The following is a 14,318-nucleotide window of genomic DNA, read 5'->3' on the forward strand; positions in this document are numbered from 1 at the left end:
TTAAATCCATAAATTTGAGGTCAAAATAATTAATGATCATGAAAAAGATTATAAGTACATTTTTACTTACCTCTGCAATACTATTGAATGCCCAAGAGAAGCCAACACATCCTGAATTGACTGCAAACACAAAAAGAATAGATTTAAAACTTCCAAAAATCGAAAATGAAAAAAATTATAAAGTAGAAGTTCGTTTTGGATTAGAAGTTAATGTTTCAGAATGTGAAGATCCTCAATATTTTACTTTTAGCTTGCAAAATTTAAAATATGAAAATGGATCGCCTAGCTCTAGGAATGGATATTATTCAGTTGCAGAGGATACACCCGTAGAAATCTTTGACGTATATAACAAAGATAACTGTGGTAAAAAAGAAAAAACAGTAAAAAAGATTGTAAGCTCTCAAAAAATTTCTATGGATTATAATGGAGATTTTACCACAACTTTTTTTATCCCGAAAAATTGGACTGTCGAATACAGATTATGGAAAATTGATGGGGAATTCAAGACAGCTAAATAAAATTACATGTGGAATGTTTTCAATAGAACAGGAAATATCTCAATCAAATCTTAAAGAAAACCAATAAATGTAACATTCTGAGAACCCAATCTACTTATCATGATAAAAACCATGAAACCATTTCTTGTTCTTTTATTGGTAAGCAGCATTAATTTATTTTCACAAAAACTGCTCACCCCAGCCAACAGCACTATTGATCCTAAACTAATCAAAGATGAAACATCGGAAGCTGTTTGGTACGCAGAAAATGCAGGCACAAAAATAGAGATTGGAAGCATTATTACAGAACTCAAAAAATTAAACAAAACCGATCTGCTCATCAAAACTACTGTAAAGCTGAAACAGGCACCGGATGCTAAGTGGACAGATTCTACCATTGTAAAAACTGCTAATTTCCAGCCCGTCTATCATTCGTCTTTTAATATGATGAGAGATATGGTTCTAAAATCGGGTAAGACTAAAATAACAGGGTATTATCTTGACAAAAAATCACAGAAAAAAGACCATATCGAAATGGATGCTGCAGATTATTTTGACAGCAGCAGCTATCCTATGCTCATCAGGTTTTCTCCCCTGAAAGAAAATTATACTACAGACCTCTCTATTTTCGATTATAATCCGGATGCTAAGAAAGGACTCATCAAAGCCTATATACTGGATGTAAAGAAAACAGATTACAGCGGAAAAAAAGTATGGGCCGTAAAAACAACCGACGATATCAGAGACAAGACAACGATTGTTACGTATTACATCGATACAGAAACCCGAAAGATCCTGAAACAGGATATGGACCTCGGTGGTAAAAAAATGACACTGGAAACCATTCAATAATGAATCTGCAAAGTTTACCGTAATGGTAAACTTTTTCTTTTTAATGTTCAAAATTAATAATAACCCATTACTACGACCTTTCTACAATACAGCATTTAAAATACTGATTATCAAAATACAAACTCCACAAATAAATCTACAAATAGTGTATAATATGATTCTGATTTTTTTTATCTTTGACATACACTATCACATCAAATCGTCAAAATCCTGATTGACATTAAATGTTCAGGCACGTACAATAAACAAAATATTACCTATGAAAAATGCTAAATCATTAAGCAGAGACGCCCAAAAATCCATTATGGGAGGAGCGGCGAGATTGGTCTGTTGCGAACGCGACGATCAGGGAAAATGTACTTTATGGATCGGGCCGGGACAGCACTGCCCATAATTCAACGAATCATTAGAGTTCAATACAAAAGCCGGAAGTTTCCGGCTTTATTTTTTCATTTTTCTGCCAAATTTTCACACTGGGAATCAAAATTCTGCCATTTCATCCATCAGGGCCTCATGGCATACATTTAGAGATTTATAATGGAGAATTAATAAAAAAATAAAATATATTATGTCAGTAAACTTTAAACCATTAGCAGACAGAGTTCTTATCGAGCCTATCGCTGCAGAAACTAAAACAGCTTCAGGTATTATTATTCCGGACACTGCGAAGGAAAAGCCGCAGGAAGGTACTGTAGTAGCAGTAGGTCCAGGTAAAAAAGATGAGCCTACAACTGTTCAGGTAGGTGACAAAGTTCTTTATGGAAAATATTCAGGTTCTGAATTAAAATTAGACGGAAAAGATTTCTTAATCGTTAAGGAAGGAGATCTTTTAGGAGTTATTGGATAAGACTCCAGATACAAGACAGCAGATTTCAGACTTAAAACTGAATAAAAAAAATAATTTTTAAATAATGCTTGGCGTCTAACATCTGACGTCTAACATCTAATATCTATATAAAAATGGCAAAAGAAATAAAATTCGATATTGAATCAAGAGACGCTTTAAAAAGAGGGGTTGATGCATTGGCTAATGCAGTAAAAGTAACGTTAGGACCAAAAGGAAGAAACGTTGTGATTGAAAAATCTTTCGGTGCACCTCACGTAACTAAAGACGGTGTGTCTGTTGCAAAAGAGATCGAACTTGAAGACAGAGTAGAAAATATGGGAGCGCAAATGGTAAAAGAAGTGGCTTCCAAAACTAATGATATCGCAGGAGATGGTACTACTACTGCTACTGTTTTAGCACAGGCTATCGTAAGAGAAGGTCTTAAGAATGTAGCTGCCGGTGCCAACCCAATGGACTTAAAAAGAGGAATCGACAAAGCAGTAGCTGCTGTTGTTGCTAACCTTAAAGAGCAGTCTAAGCAAGTTGGTGATTCTACAGAAATGGTAAAGCAAGTAGCTTCTGTTTCTGCTAACAATGACGAAACAATCGGATCTTTGATCGCTGAAGCTTTCGGAAAAGTTGGTAAAGAAGGCGTTATCACTGTAGAAGAAGCTAAAGGTATCGATACAACAGTAGATGTTGTAGAAGGTATGCAGTTTGACAGAGGTTACCAGTCGCCATACTTCGTGACCAACCCTGAAAAAATGTTAGTTGAACTTGAAAACCCTTACATTCTTTTAGTAGAGAAAAAAATCTCTTCCATGAAAGAATTACTTCCAGTTCTTGAACCAATCGCACAAAGCGGAAAATCTTTATTAATTATTTCTGAAGAAGTTGAAGGTGAAGCTTTGGCAACTTTAGTAGTAAACAAATTAAGAGGTTCTCTTAAAATTGCTGCTGTAAAAGCTCCAGGATTCGGAGACAGAAGAAAAGCAATGTTGGAAGATATCGCTATCTTAACTGGTGGACAGGTTATTTCTGAAGAGCAAGGTTTCACAATGGAAAACGTATCTCTAGATATGTTGGGAACTGCTGAGAAAGTATCTATCGATAAAGACAATACAACTGTTGTAAACGGTGGTGGTGACGAAAGCAAGATCAAAGGTAGAGTAAGCCAGATCAAAGCTCAGATGGAAACTACTACTTCTGACTACGACAGAGAAAAACTACAGGAGAGATTGGCTAAATTAGCTGGTGGTGTTGCCGTACTTTACGTAGGTGCAGCTTCTGAAGTTGAAATGAAAGAGAAAAAAGACAGAGTTGATGATGCATTAAACGCTACGAGAGCAGCTGTTGAAGAAGGTATCGTTGCAGGTGGTGGTGTTGCTTTTGTAAGAGCGATCTCTGCTTTAGAAAATCTTCAAGGTATTAATGCTGATGAAACTACAGGAATCAAAATCGTAAAAAGAGCGATCGAGGAGCCATTAAGACAAATCGTTGCTAACGCAGGAGGTGAAGGTTCTGTAATCGTTGCTAAAGTTGCTGAAGGCAGCGGAGACTTCGGATACAATGCGAAAACTGACGAGTATGTAAACATGCTTGAAGCAGGAATCATTGACCCTACGAAAGTAACAAGAGTTGCCCTTGAAAATGCAGCTTCTGTTTCAGGAATGTTGTTAACAACTGAATGTGTTATCACAGAAGTGAAAAGCGCTGAACCTGCTATGCCAATGGGAGGTGGAATGCCAGGAATGATGTAATAGCGCAGCGTGTCGCTGAGACAATTTAATATATAAACCGTTCTATTTTATAGGGCGGTTTTTTATTATATTTGATGAGTAACTATAACACATGAAAATCAACTTTTTTTCTAACGTCTTTATTTGGCTGCTATTAATAGCTTTACCAGAAATGGTATTTTCACAATCGACCGACTTTACCATTCAGGATGTAAAGTTTGAAAGTCAGGGTATCACTCTCGCAGGCTCAATTTTACTACCTAAAAACTCCTTTGCAGCAGTTGTCATTGTTCACGGATCTGATCCGGTAAAAAGAGAAATGGACTTCGCAAAACGTCTTGCCAAAGAAGGCATTGCTGTATTGACCTATGACAAACGTGGAGTTGGAGAATCTGGTGGTGTGTATGTAGGGCCATCTGTTGGCACGAATAATATCGACACTGTTAATCTTAATTTATTGGCTCACGATGCCAATGCAGCAGTAAAAACATTTCGAACCTATCTGAAAGATAAAAAAATACCCATTGGATTAGTCGGGTTTAGCCAGGCAGGATGGATCATCCCGATGGCGGCAAGCAAAAATCCGCAAATTAAATTTATGGTTTTATTTAGCGGGCCTACCATTACCACTCTGGAACAACTTCGATTTCAGTTTTATACCAATGGAAACAATAGTTTTTGGGAAAATCATACAGAAGCAGATGCCATTGAACATACCAAAAATGATCCGGACAGGTACCAATTTGCAGCGACTGACCCAAAAACCTATCTAAGCACCCTTTCAATTCCCGGGCTTTGGCTTTTTGGTGAAAAAGACATACAGATTCCGGTAAAGTTGTGTATAGAACAATTGAACACCCTTAAAGCACAAGGAAAACCTTTCGAATATATTTCTTTTCCTAAACTGGGGCACAATACTTCTTCCAGCAATGATACAGCTCCTCTTGATACTGCTGTACAATGGATACAACAAAAAGCATTGAATAGTAAAAAATCTAAATCTTCAAAATAAAACATCTGTTCACATGCTTAAAGCAGATCACTGAAGTGAAGAGCGTTGAACCTGCTATGCCAATGTGTGTGGAATGCCAGGAATGATGTAACGGTCAGCGACCGAGGCAATTTAATATACTAACCATTCTATTTTACAGGGCGGTTTTTTGTTTGGACTATGGTTTCCCGTAAGGAAATATTATGATAAAATTTTAATCTAGCAAAAACTAATATAAAAACAACATTATTATACATAAATGCATAATTGCAATAACTAAATTTGGTCAACACCTACAAACTTATAAAAAACTATGCCTATATATTTCACTCCAAACGGAAGATTAATTGCTTGGTATACGGAAGCAACAATTAATAAAATTAGACCTATAATATCAATTGATTTAATTGAAAAATTTGGAAAAAAAGATTATTCTGAACAAGAAATGAAAGAAATTTTATTTTTCTCTTTAGACTGGTTTCAAAATAAATTTCTAAATCTTTTAAAGACACAAACTGACTCTTCATTCTATCTTGGGTTGTTCTTATTACATGATTTCTCTTGTTTATTTCATGCTGAAAATCCTAATTATTCACCGATTAAACAAATGAGAAATCAAGATTTTGCGGTTTATCGAAGGATACTAAAATTATGTTTAGAACAAGCTTGTGATTTAGATCTAAACTCAACAATTCAAGGCAGTGAAGAATATTTGAAAGAAAAAGAAAATACAATTGATGAGCTTCTATACTTAGGTAATTTTATGTTTTCAATTTCTAATCTTTTAGCAGAACAACATCTTGTGGAAGACTGTATTGATCTAAAATTCACTGAACAAGATTTATTCTATTTTGACCATAAACATCACTATGAGCTTATTTTAGAAGAATTTGGAAAAGAACATCCTGAACATCTACAAGACGCAGTGGTTGATGAAAACCACATTATAGAATTTAAAGAAGCCTTTAAAAAATGTTTTAACACAGACTTTGACAACATCCCAAATACATTTCAAATAATTCATGATTCGTTAGACTCTGGGAAATATGGTTTCATTGAATGGAAATATTTTGCAATAAATCTTAATCATTTTTTTAATGTCCCTATTGAAACTGGAAATAAAATTTTCAGTGGATTAACCTTAAATAGAGAAAACAAAATGACTGTAAGTGAAGAAGTTTACAAACCTCATAATATTAATAAATTCTTATATCGACCAATACTAGTATGGAAAATTGATGGAAATCCATATTCGATTATTAGTAGAGAATCTTTTGTTGAAAGTATGGTTTCCCTTACAACAAATGCATTTGGATGGAATAAATGTCCTGATGAGTGGAAAAATGATTGTTTTGAAAGTTATGTAAAGTCAGTATATGTGAAAAATGATAAAATTTTGGAAAATGCTGCAGAAAAAATTTTGAAAAAAAATAACATTATTTTCGATAGAAATATTAAAAATCTAAAAAAATGGAATAATCAAAATATTAATATTGATAATGCAGATTGTGGAGAATTAGATTTTGTATTTATTACAAACAACAAAATTTACATTTGTGATAGTAAGCATTTGGTAAGCAGATACGATATGAATAATTACAAAAATGACTATGCTTATTTTGAAACAAATAAAAGAAATTATAATAAAACAATGAAAAGGAAAATAAAATTTTTAACGGAGAATATATCATTTCTGCAAGAGCATTTTCAGGTAATTAATAATAACTCTACATTCGTAATACCAGATGTAGTAGAAGGAATTTTTCTCATCAATACACCAACATTCATTATGTACAACAATGAATTTAGAATATACACCTTAAAATGGTTTCGAGAATTGATTGAAAATACTTTTATTGATAAATCATTTACGTTCTTTATTGAAGAGGGAAATCAACAAAAAATGATAAATATATATTATCCTTATTTTAAAAAACCCAATTATAAAATATTTGATTTCGATATTGAAGAATAAATCTATGATAATATTATATTCAAAAAATATAAACCAACTGCATAAAAAGTATAAATTTTACATCAATAAAATAAAAGTTTTAAAACATTCTCCAGATCCACCAGAGCTTAGAGAGAGAAATTGTAGATACTTTTATAACTAAAAAACTTCAGATGTTTATGCAAAGTAAGAATATTATTTAGAACGTCGTTTATTAGTTTTTAATATTCGTTCTCTATATAATGTTAAATATTTTGGAATTTCATCTGGAAGTTGTTTCTCAATTTCAACTTTCTCAATAATTTTTTCAGGAGCATCAATTTTATGATTGAAAACTTTTATTCCAGTAATAATCTGATTACCAGAATATTTAGTTTTTCTCATACTTAGTTTGAAACCACAACTTTTTACAATCTCTAAAATATCAGAAATAACATGTTGAAAGTCTTGTTGAGAAGAAAAAGTTAAATCATCAACGAATCGTGTATAAGTAATATTATACTGTTCGCAAAATGTGATTAATTGATTATCAATTTTAAGAAAAACAATATTTGCAATGTGTGTACTAGTTGATGCTCCTTGTGGCAACTCCCCTTTCCAGGTAACAAATCTTGTAATATAAAATGCAAATTGTTTATTAAATCCTAAATCTATAAATGTTTGATGGACTATAGTAGATTTAACCGACGGAAAAAATTCTTGTAAATCCGTTGTAAGAACATACTTATTTCCTTGATGTTTTTTAGCATTAGTTATATTATTCTTTTTCTTAACCCCACCATGAACATTACTTGGAAGTCCAATTTTCTCAAGAATATTAATTTTTATCCTACCCTGTAAAATTTTTAATTTTGAAATAGACGGTCTAATATATCTTTTTTTAACAGTTCCATCCTTATAAGTTTTTGGAAGTCCAGTAGCTTTGTCATTTTTAACAATTTCCCATTCATCATAATAGCTATCCAAAAAAACCATCAATTCTTTAAGCTCCCTTTCTGGGAATCTCACTATAGAAGGAAAATGTGAACAAATTCTAGACTTTAAAGAATTCATTTACCAGAGATTTAACCGATGGATTGATTAGATTAAAAGCATCACGTTTTTCTGGTTTAACATCTTCATTACCTAATGAAAGAAAAAATAAAATAGGTAATGGCATATCTAAACAAGCACTAATTTCTTTTAGTTTTGATAAATTAGGTTCCTTAGAATTTGATTCGATTTGGGATAAATAAGTTTGTGTAATACCACAAGAAGTAGCAAACTCTTTTTGAGTTTGCCCCCTTTGCTTTCTGATATTCCGTATTGTAGTACCTAAATCCATAATCAATGTATTAAAAAAGTTTAAAGAAGTGTCGAAGATTACTAAATAGTTGTATTGAATTCATAACTTAAATTATTTTGTTAAGAAATTATAGATTAACTCTAAAATATCAGATATTTCAATCTGATACTGCTTATCAGTTAAGCCCTTTTTACTTCTTAACATCATTAACTTGGCAATAGCCTCGTTTAACAAATTCAATTCAATCTCCGAAAGAGAACACTGGCTCTGTGAAATGATAGTTTGTAAATTTTCAATCAAACCATCAATGTTTTTAAGTCTTTTTAATCTAGACATAATATTCGTTTTTAAATTATTGGGGCACTATTGCTCCCTGCTAATTCTTAACAATATATAGCCAATAACCGAATACGTAAGCAATGTTCTCTATGCACTCTTTAACTTCCCTGCTTCCATAAATAGATGAAAGCATATATCAAACTAAAATCGTTTCTACCTAATTCTCAATTAAATCTTATCCTGATTATCAAATGGATTAATCTAGAAGTTAACAATTAAATAATTGATAATGTCTATTTCCTGATGATTGGAGGAAAGGGTTAGAGGGCGGAAAGGTTTGGTCTGAAAAGCCTCAATTGTGAGGTATTTAATTCACATTAAATAAAAATAAACTCTACTCAGTTATTAACTTTAAAAACATTTTCAAAGAACTACTGATGCAAATATATGAAAAAATTACTCACAGTTAATAAAATCTGCATAAATATTTTTTGAATAAAACATAAACAAATGATAATCAGTTGATAATTTTTTAAAAAAAATATTCAAAACTTAGCTTTATCCCTTTTCGTATAGTCTTCCAACTGTAAATAACTATAATCCCTTCCGAACTTGGTTTTTTATTCTAAGACAAATCCCAACTCTCGCTAGGATTTCTCATCTATTTTGAAATTAAATAATTCTTGAGGATGTACTTCTAAGCCTTTAGCTAGTTCCTGTATTGTTGAAATTCTTAAATCAACTTCTCCTTTCTCAATTTTGCTGATATTACTATGGTCTACATCACATTTTTGAGCTAACTCCCGATAGCTTAATTCCATCTTCTTTATAAATTTTCAACTCTTTTACCAAAAGCTATTCTAAATTCAATTCTATCCATTGCAATTACCATTATCAAGCAATTAGGAAATTTTATATATCAAACCAAATCCACCAGTTCCGGCAAAGAAACTTCCAAAGCAGTTGCTATTTCAAGCAAAGTATAAAGAGTGGGGTTTACTTTACCATTTTCCAGTTTTTCAATAGCCTGGCGGTCTTTATTGCAGGCACGGGCAAGATCAGACTGGCTCCAGCCCTTCTGCTGACGAAGCATAACAATTTGCTTACCCAATTCTATCTTTAACTTCTCTCTGGTCATAAATCAAATGTCAGCTAATTTGTTGACAAATTTGTCATATAATTACATGACAATGATTAATTCAAGAAGACTTAAAATTCATACAAGATATCAGACAGGTAATTACAAAATGAAAACTGTTCTGGAGATACGTCTCAAGGGAAAATGGCTTGATAAACTGGTTTAAAGAAGGACAAATGGTGAACATAGAACAAAAGAAAAATAAGCTAACCATAACTCTAGATAAGAAGCAGAAATAACATATTTAACAGCAGCCTGCCTTCAAAGCAAGTATCTTGCTCATTTCCAACCAAAAACCAAAGAAATACTTATTTCAAATAATATATAAATCGCTCTTTTGTAAAGCGATTTGTTTGTGTCTAATTTCAATGCAATGCTTAAATTTGGGTATCAGTTGTAATTCAAACAAAAAACTACATTTAAAACCCATTAATCAAAAAATGAGAAAACTCACTATCCTTTTAATTTTCATTTTCGCCTCTTCTTTCTTGTTTGCTCAAAATCAAAGATTTACCTATGAATATTCTTTTAAAATGGATTCTTTACACAAAGAAAACGTTGAAAAAGAAATCATGAATCTTGACATTACAAAAGGGGGTTCCAACTTCTATAGTGCTTTGTTGATCACCAGAGATTCCCTTTTTAAAACAGAATTTGAAAAAGGAAAAGCTTTACAATCTATGGTCATTGATATGAGAAAAATTAAAAAAGCAAAAGTTAATTTCCGGGTTTCTAAAGCCTATCCTAATTTGGAAACCATTTACCATACTTCTCTCAACGCCAGCAACGTCGCTTTAAAAGAAAATCATAAAATAAACTGGACTATTTTTCCTGAAACAAAAACCATTGAAGGTTTTAAAGTTCAAAAAGCAACCACCGCTTTTGGCGGAAGGAACTGGATTGCCTGGTTCACCAATGATATCCAAATACAGGATGGACCTTATAAATTTTGTGGCCTTCCCGGTTTAATCTTAAATATCGGAGACGAAAAAGGGGATCATGTTTTCAACCTGGTTGGAAGTAAAAAACTCAATGATGAACCCTTATTGATGGATTCAAAAATGAAAGAAATTTTTCTGACTCATGAAAAATTTAATCAACTCTGGAACGAATATAAAAAAGACCCGGCAAAGAATATAAAAATTATTCATAGTTCTTCAGAAATGTCAGAAACGATATTTTCTGATGAAAATGGAAGCCCGTTAACAAAACAAGATTTAATTATAAGAAAAGAACAAATGGCAGAAGAAACTTTAAAAAAGACTAATAATTTCATTGAAAGAGAATTGTATAAATAAAAAGCTAACTCGCGCTGACGCGAGAATTTATTATGCTGATGTAATGCTTCAATTTGTAAGGTCTCCGAAATATTACAACTATCGATGAAAAAAGTGATCAACACCAAATTACGATTAACAGATATGGACAAAAACGAAAAAGAACGAAGAAAACAAATCCTGAATGAGTTGAGGCAAAAACAGAAGGAAGAATTTGAAAAAAGCCTACCTATAGATAGAAAGTATTTTGAGAATTTATTTGACTATCTGGATAATCAATTAGAACAAATGGGCTGTGATGACACTCCGAAATTAACAACAGAATTTTTGAAAAAGAATAAAATTATAAATGCTGAAAATGTTTTAAGTTGGCTAGCTGAAAACGGAGGCTACTGTGACTGTGAAATTTTAGCAAATGTCGAAGAAAAATTTGAAAATTAAAATATTCACTCCGAGCTAGCACGAGTCTCATCATTTATGTTCAAAGAATGATGTGATAGCTTCAACTCACAAATAAATTTACAGTTTTAAATATAAATCTGATAATTTATTAAAATATGCAAGATTAGAAAAATTGTATAAGTTTGATATTTGTACAATGTTTAAATTTGAGTTTTAACTGCAAATAAAAACTACAACCGTAATGTTTAAGACTCCAGACATACCAACAGACAATCTATACAAATTCATATCTATCTTTGGATTAGCAATTTTCTCACTATCTATTTATATTCTCGTAAATAATCAACAATCCTTTGAGAATAGCATTAATAATAGTAACATAAGTCATTCAAAAATTCTGTTGGAAAAATCCCAGAATGATTCGAAAAGAATAATTCTTGATGAGAAAATTGAAATGCGTAGAATAAAAATAAAAGTCAATTATGGGATAGAAAATACATTAAAAATTTCTGAATCGGAATATTCAAAAATAAATAACAAAGAGGATTTTGAAAGAGATTATGAAAAACTAAAAGAATTTGAACTAGATAATTTGTTATTAGGTGATACAGCCTTTCATACTGAGAAAAACCTGAAGAAAAATCAAGAAAATATTAAAGTCTATACAGCTATTCCTATACTCATCTTATCAATCATAGGGATTGTATTAATGGTTGTCGGATTTTCACTATGGTATTACAGAACACAAAAACACTACGATAAGGAACTTAGACAATAATTACTCTACTAAAAAGCATTCCGCTTGTAACCCATCAAAAAAAATATGTCAAATAAAATTAAGCCGTTCTATTTTCCAGAAGGGTTTCCTTATTTTTACACCCACAAAAAAAAGTGAACAAGACATGAAGAAAATAGAACAAAAAATTGATGAAGCCTTTAAAAACACTTTCCTGCTTCCCAGAGAAAAAGCAGTTACCAATTTCTTAGTTGATGTTCTAAGCTCTAAATATAAATTCAGGGAGGATGATAAAAAAATTGAAGTAATCAGCTTATATTATTACGCTTCAAGTCCTTTAAGCTTTTTATTTGCCTTACCCAATTATGAATATTATTCTCCGGACAAAACCATTCAGATTGCAGAACTCCATTTAAAAGAGCATTCATTGGAAGACTACTCCTCCACTGACGTTCAGGAACTCTGTAAAAGAGTTTTGGAGGAAAATAATATTGATTATTCGGCCTATCTGGATGAAGATGGTCATTTGGATTATGCTCATTACTGGGAAAACCAGTTCGGTTTGGAAAGTGATTTCTTAATGAGCTGCTGGAGAAACGCCAAAGAAAAAACGCAGTCTAAAATTCTTGGATTTTTAGAATCCTCAGAGACCGGAGCCGGTTTGTATGACTTAAATAATGGCTTTGATGTTCCTTTTGACGTTGATATTGATGAATATCTGCAGTCTCATGGTTTTATGATTGAAAAAGAGAGTTAAAAATTTATATGAAATTAAAACATGACTAAAATACCGTTTTCAAAGATTATTGCCGGTACCATGACCTGGGGAGTTTGGGGTAAAAACTGCAACACTCAGCAGATGATCGAATTGATGAACTGTTGTCTGGAAAATAACATCACAACTTTTGATCATGCAGATATTTACGGAGACTATACCACGGAATTGGCTTTTGGAAAAGCTTTCAACGAAAGTAAGATCGATCGGAGCAAAATACAGCTGATCTCTAAGTGCGGTATTCAAATGCAATCCGACAAAAGAAATAACTCCGTAAAGCATTACGATTATTCTGCTTCATATATTATTGAATCAGTAGAACAGTCACTGAAGAACCTGCAAACGGATTATTTAGACTTACTGTTGCTGCATCGTCCCAGCCCGTTAATGAGCGCTGATGAAATTGCAGAAGCCATCGAAAAACTTAAACAGGACGGGAAAATTCTGGATTTTGGTGTTTCCAATTTTACGCCACTACAAACGGATCTGATTGAAACAAAAATCAAAGTCAATTATAACCAAATCAGCTTTTCTATCACCGATTTTGATGCGATGACCAACGGAAGTTTAGATCATATGCAGACTCGCCGTATTACACCGATGTGCTGGTCACCCTTGGGTATTGTTTTTAAACAGGATAATGATGAGACGCAGCGTTTAAAAAAGATATTGGGAGATCTTTCTATCAAATATGATGCTCCAGCAGATATTCTTCTTCTCGCATGGATTTTAAAACATCCTGCCGGGATTTTACCGGTTTGTGGCACCGCTGATCCGTCAAGATTAGCCAACCTAATGAAAGCCACCACGGTTAATATGGAGTTACAGGATTGGTTCGCGCTTTGGTCAGAAAGTGCGGGTGTTCCGGTTCCTTAATTTTTTGATCTGCTTTTCGGGTGTAAGCAAAGATGCAATCTAATAATTTTACTATTGAAAAAGGAGATTTAAAATTACAAACAGAGGTTTCTAATGAAAAAAATAATTGTAATAAGCTGTATAATTGTAGTGCTTATTTTTTTTAACTATCCTGTTTTTGACAGCGAAGGAATATCTTATCTTATTATTTTCACTTGTTTCGTTGTTATTTGTTTTTCAGGTGCAAAAATATATTTCCCCAATGATAAAGAGGATTATGATTCCGTTGAAAAAGAAGCCGATCAATTAGAGAAATATGATGGTGATTTCCAATATACAAATGAAGGATTTTACAATAAGCAGAAAACCCCATTGGAATTTATAAAATGGGATGAAATCATTTCAGTACATTCATTTAGTATTCCAATTTCAAAACATACAAAAGAAGAAGGTCTGGAAATAATTACGGACAAAGGCAGTTATGAACTTGGCAGACACACACCTGGAATCGAAAAATTAACCAATGAGCTGTATAATCATCTTCCAGATTGGCAATTCAATTCCCCTACTATAAGAATCAACAATTACGGACTAAAAAAAACAAAATTGTACGAACGAAATGATGACAGAATTAAAAAATTGTGAATAAGTTCTTTAACATCCTACGAATAGACCAAGACACTTTTAAGTTCAAAAATATACGCCAGTTATA

Annotated in this window: 18 protein-coding genes; 13 read left to right on the plus strand and 5 right to left on the minus strand. The window is 32.3% G+C overall.

The window, feature by feature from the left end; translation table 11 throughout:
* The first annotated feature begins 38 nt into the window (after positions 1-38).
* The 7 genes from HHL23_RS00095 to HHL23_RS00120 all read left to right on the plus strand — a co-directional run bounded on the left by HHL23_RS00095 (position 39) and on the right by HHL23_RS00120 (position 6,880).
* Positions 39-518 (plus strand): ecotin family protein, encoded by a 480-nt coding sequence (locus tag HHL23_RS00095; RefSeq protein WP_169232826.1) that lies wholly within the window; start codon positions 39-41, stop codon positions 516-518.
* Positions 519-629: 111 nt separating this feature from the next.
* Complete coding sequence (locus HHL23_RS00100) at positions 630-1,349, plus strand: DUF3108 domain-containing protein (protein ID WP_169232827.1); 720 nt, start codon at positions 630-632, stop codon at positions 1,347-1,349.
* Between the two features lie 259 nt (positions 1,350-1,608).
* Positions 1,609-1,743, plus strand: a complete 135-nt coding sequence (locus HHL23_RS22700; RefSeq protein ID WP_262484382.1) for a hypothetical protein — start codon at positions 1,609-1,611, stop codon at positions 1,741-1,743.
* A 174-nt stretch (positions 1,744-1,917) separates the two neighbouring features.
* Positions 1,918-2,196, plus strand: coding sequence for a co-chaperone GroES (locus HHL23_RS00105; RefSeq protein WP_034723531.1), 279 nt, complete (start codon positions 1,918-1,920; stop codon positions 2,194-2,196).
* A gap of 113 nt (positions 2,197-2,309) precedes the next feature.
* Positions 2,310-3,935, plus strand: coding sequence for a chaperonin GroEL (gene groL / locus HHL23_RS00110; RefSeq protein ID WP_169232828.1), 1,626 nt, complete (start codon positions 2,310-2,312; stop codon positions 3,933-3,935).
* 91 nt (positions 3,936-4,026) lie between these two features.
* Positions 4,027-4,926 carry an alpha/beta hydrolase family protein gene (locus HHL23_RS00115; protein WP_169232829.1) on the plus strand — a complete coding sequence of 300 codons (900 nt, stop codon included), beginning with the start codon at positions 4,027-4,029 and terminating at the stop codon, positions 4,924-4,926.
* Between the two features lie 292 nt (positions 4,927-5,218).
* Positions 5,219-6,880 (plus strand): hypothetical protein, encoded by a 1,662-nt coding sequence (locus tag HHL23_RS00120; protein WP_169232830.1) that lies wholly within the window; start codon positions 5,219-5,221, stop codon positions 6,878-6,880.
* 174 nt (positions 6,881-7,054) lie between these two features.
* Here HHL23_RS00120 and HHL23_RS00125 read toward each other — a convergent pair whose 3' ends face one another.
* From HHL23_RS00125 to HHL23_RS00145, 5 genes are all read right to left on the minus strand, one after another.
* Positions 7,055-7,912 (minus strand): reverse transcriptase family protein, encoded by an 858-nt coding sequence (locus HHL23_RS00125; RefSeq protein ID WP_169232831.1) that lies wholly within the window; start codon positions 7,910-7,912, stop codon positions 7,055-7,057.
* Positions 7,893-8,183 carry a helix-turn-helix domain-containing protein gene (locus tag HHL23_RS00130; protein ID WP_169232832.1) on the minus strand — a complete coding sequence of 97 codons (291 nt, stop codon included), beginning with the start codon at positions 8,181-8,183 and terminating at the stop codon, positions 7,893-7,895. The genes HHL23_RS00125 and HHL23_RS00130 overlap by 20 nt, the downstream gene beginning before the upstream one ends.
* A 72-nt stretch (positions 8,184-8,255) precedes the next feature.
* Positions 8,256-8,480 (minus strand): hypothetical protein, encoded by a 225-nt coding sequence (locus tag HHL23_RS00135; protein WP_169232833.1) that lies wholly within the window; start codon positions 8,478-8,480, stop codon positions 8,256-8,258.
* 590 nt (positions 8,481-9,070) lie between these two features.
* A complete protein-coding gene (locus HHL23_RS00140; protein WP_228464518.1) occupies positions 9,071-9,244 on the minus strand; it encodes a helix-turn-helix domain-containing protein in 174 nt (57 codons plus the stop codon).
* Between the two features lie 98 nt (positions 9,245-9,342).
* Positions 9,343-9,561 (minus strand): helix-turn-helix domain-containing protein, encoded by a 219-nt coding sequence (locus HHL23_RS00145; RefSeq protein ID WP_169232834.1) that lies wholly within the window; start codon positions 9,559-9,561, stop codon positions 9,343-9,345.
* A gap of 440 nt (positions 9,562-10,001) precedes the next feature.
* Here HHL23_RS00145 and HHL23_RS00150 point away from each other — a divergent pair, with 440 nt between their 5' ends.
* The 6 genes from HHL23_RS00150 to HHL23_RS00175 all read left to right on the plus strand — a co-directional run bounded on the left by HHL23_RS00150 (position 10,002) and on the right by HHL23_RS00175 (position 14,251).
* Positions 10,002-10,859: a GLPGLI family protein gene (locus HHL23_RS00150; protein ID WP_169232835.1), complete on the plus strand. Its 858-nt coding sequence runs from the start codon at positions 10,002-10,004 to the stop codon at positions 10,857-10,859.
* Between the two features lie 123 nt (positions 10,860-10,982).
* On the plus strand, positions 10,983-11,279 hold the full coding sequence (locus tag HHL23_RS00155) for a DUF2695 domain-containing protein (RefSeq protein WP_169232836.1): 297 nt from the start codon (positions 10,983-10,985) through the stop codon (positions 11,277-11,279).
* A gap of 202 nt (positions 11,280-11,481) precedes the next feature.
* Positions 11,482-12,018 carry a hypothetical protein gene (locus tag HHL23_RS00160; protein WP_169232837.1) on the plus strand — a complete coding sequence of 179 codons (537 nt, stop codon included), beginning with the start codon at positions 11,482-11,484 and terminating at the stop codon, positions 12,016-12,018.
* A 124-nt stretch (positions 12,019-12,142) separates the two neighbouring features.
* Positions 12,143-12,733 (plus strand): hypothetical protein, encoded by a 591-nt coding sequence (locus HHL23_RS00165; protein WP_169232838.1) that lies wholly within the window; start codon positions 12,143-12,145, stop codon positions 12,731-12,733.
* Between the two features lie 21 nt (positions 12,734-12,754).
* Positions 12,755-13,627 (plus strand): aldo/keto reductase, encoded by an 873-nt coding sequence (locus tag HHL23_RS00170; protein ID WP_169232839.1) that lies wholly within the window; start codon positions 12,755-12,757, stop codon positions 13,625-13,627.
* Positions 13,628-13,720: 93 nt separating this feature from the next.
* Entirely contained in the window at positions 13,721-14,251 is a 531-nt protein-coding gene (locus HHL23_RS00175; RefSeq protein ID WP_169232840.1) for a hypothetical protein, read from the plus strand.
* The last annotated feature ends 67 nt before the right edge of the window (positions 14,252-14,318 follow it).

The sequence above is a fragment of the Chryseobacterium antibioticum genome (assembly GCF_012927325.1).
GTDB lineage: Bacteria > Bacteroidota > Bacteroidia > Flavobacteriales > Weeksellaceae > Chryseobacterium > Chryseobacterium antibioticum.

Excerpts from the sequence above, each read along its gene's own strand:
- HHL23_RS00175 (WP_169232840.1), top strand. The coding sequence starts at position 13,721 with ATGAAAAAAATAATTGTAATAAGCTGTATAATTGTAGTGCTTATTTTT.
- HHL23_RS22700 (WP_262484382.1), top strand. The coding sequence starts at position 1,609 with ATGAAAAATGCTAAATCATTAAGCAGAGACGCCCAAAAATCCATTATG.
- HHL23_RS00165 (WP_169232838.1), top strand. The coding sequence starts at position 12,143 with ATGAAGAAAATAGAACAAAAAATTGATGAAGCCTTTAAAAACACTTTC.
- HHL23_RS00130 (WP_169232832.1), bottom strand. The coding sequence starts at position 8,183 with ATGGATTTAGGTACTACAATACGGAATATCAGAAAGCAAAGGGGGCAA.
- HHL23_RS00150 (WP_169232835.1), top strand. The coding sequence starts at position 10,002 with ATGAGAAAACTCACTATCCTTTTAATTTTCATTTTCGCCTCTTCTTTC.
- HHL23_RS00105 (WP_034723531.1), top strand. The coding sequence starts at position 1,918 with ATGTCAGTAAACTTTAAACCATTAGCAGACAGAGTTCTTATCGAGCCT.
- HHL23_RS00115 (WP_169232829.1), top strand. The coding sequence starts at position 4,027 with ATGAAAATCAACTTTTTTTCTAACGTCTTTATTTGGCTGCTATTAATA.
- HHL23_RS00155 (WP_169232836.1), top strand. The coding sequence starts at position 10,983 with ATGGACAAAAACGAAAAAGAACGAAGAAAACAAATCCTGAATGAGTTG.
- HHL23_RS00145 (WP_169232834.1), bottom strand. The coding sequence starts at position 9,561 with ATGACCAGAGAGAAGTTAAAGATAGAATTGGGTAAGCAAATTGTTATG.
- HHL23_RS00125 (WP_169232831.1), bottom strand. The coding sequence starts at position 7,912 with ATGAATTCTTTAAAGTCTAGAATTTGTTCACATTTTCCTTCTATAGTG.
- HHL23_RS00135 (WP_169232833.1), bottom strand. The coding sequence starts at position 8,480 with ATGTCTAGATTAAAAAGACTTAAAAACATTGATGGTTTGATTGAAAAT.
- groL (WP_169232828.1), top strand. The coding sequence starts at position 2,310 with ATGGCAAAAGAAATAAAATTCGATATTGAATCAAGAGACGCTTTAAAA.
- HHL23_RS00100 (WP_169232827.1), top strand. The coding sequence starts at position 630 with ATGAAACCATTTCTTGTTCTTTTATTGGTAAGCAGCATTAATTTATTT.
- HHL23_RS00170 (WP_169232839.1), top strand. The coding sequence starts at position 12,755 with ATGACTAAAATACCGTTTTCAAAGATTATTGCCGGTACCATGACCTGG.
- HHL23_RS00160 (WP_169232837.1), top strand. The coding sequence starts at position 11,482 with ATGTTTAAGACTCCAGACATACCAACAGACAATCTATACAAATTCATA.
- HHL23_RS00140 (WP_228464518.1), bottom strand. The coding sequence starts at position 9,244 with ATGGAATTAAGCTATCGGGAGTTAGCTCAAAAATGTGATGTAGACCAT.
- HHL23_RS00120 (WP_169232830.1), top strand. The coding sequence starts at position 5,219 with ATGCCTATATATTTCACTCCAAACGGAAGATTAATTGCTTGGTATACG.
- HHL23_RS00095 (WP_169232826.1), top strand. The coding sequence starts at position 39 with ATGAAAAAGATTATAAGTACATTTTTACTTACCTCTGCAATACTATTG.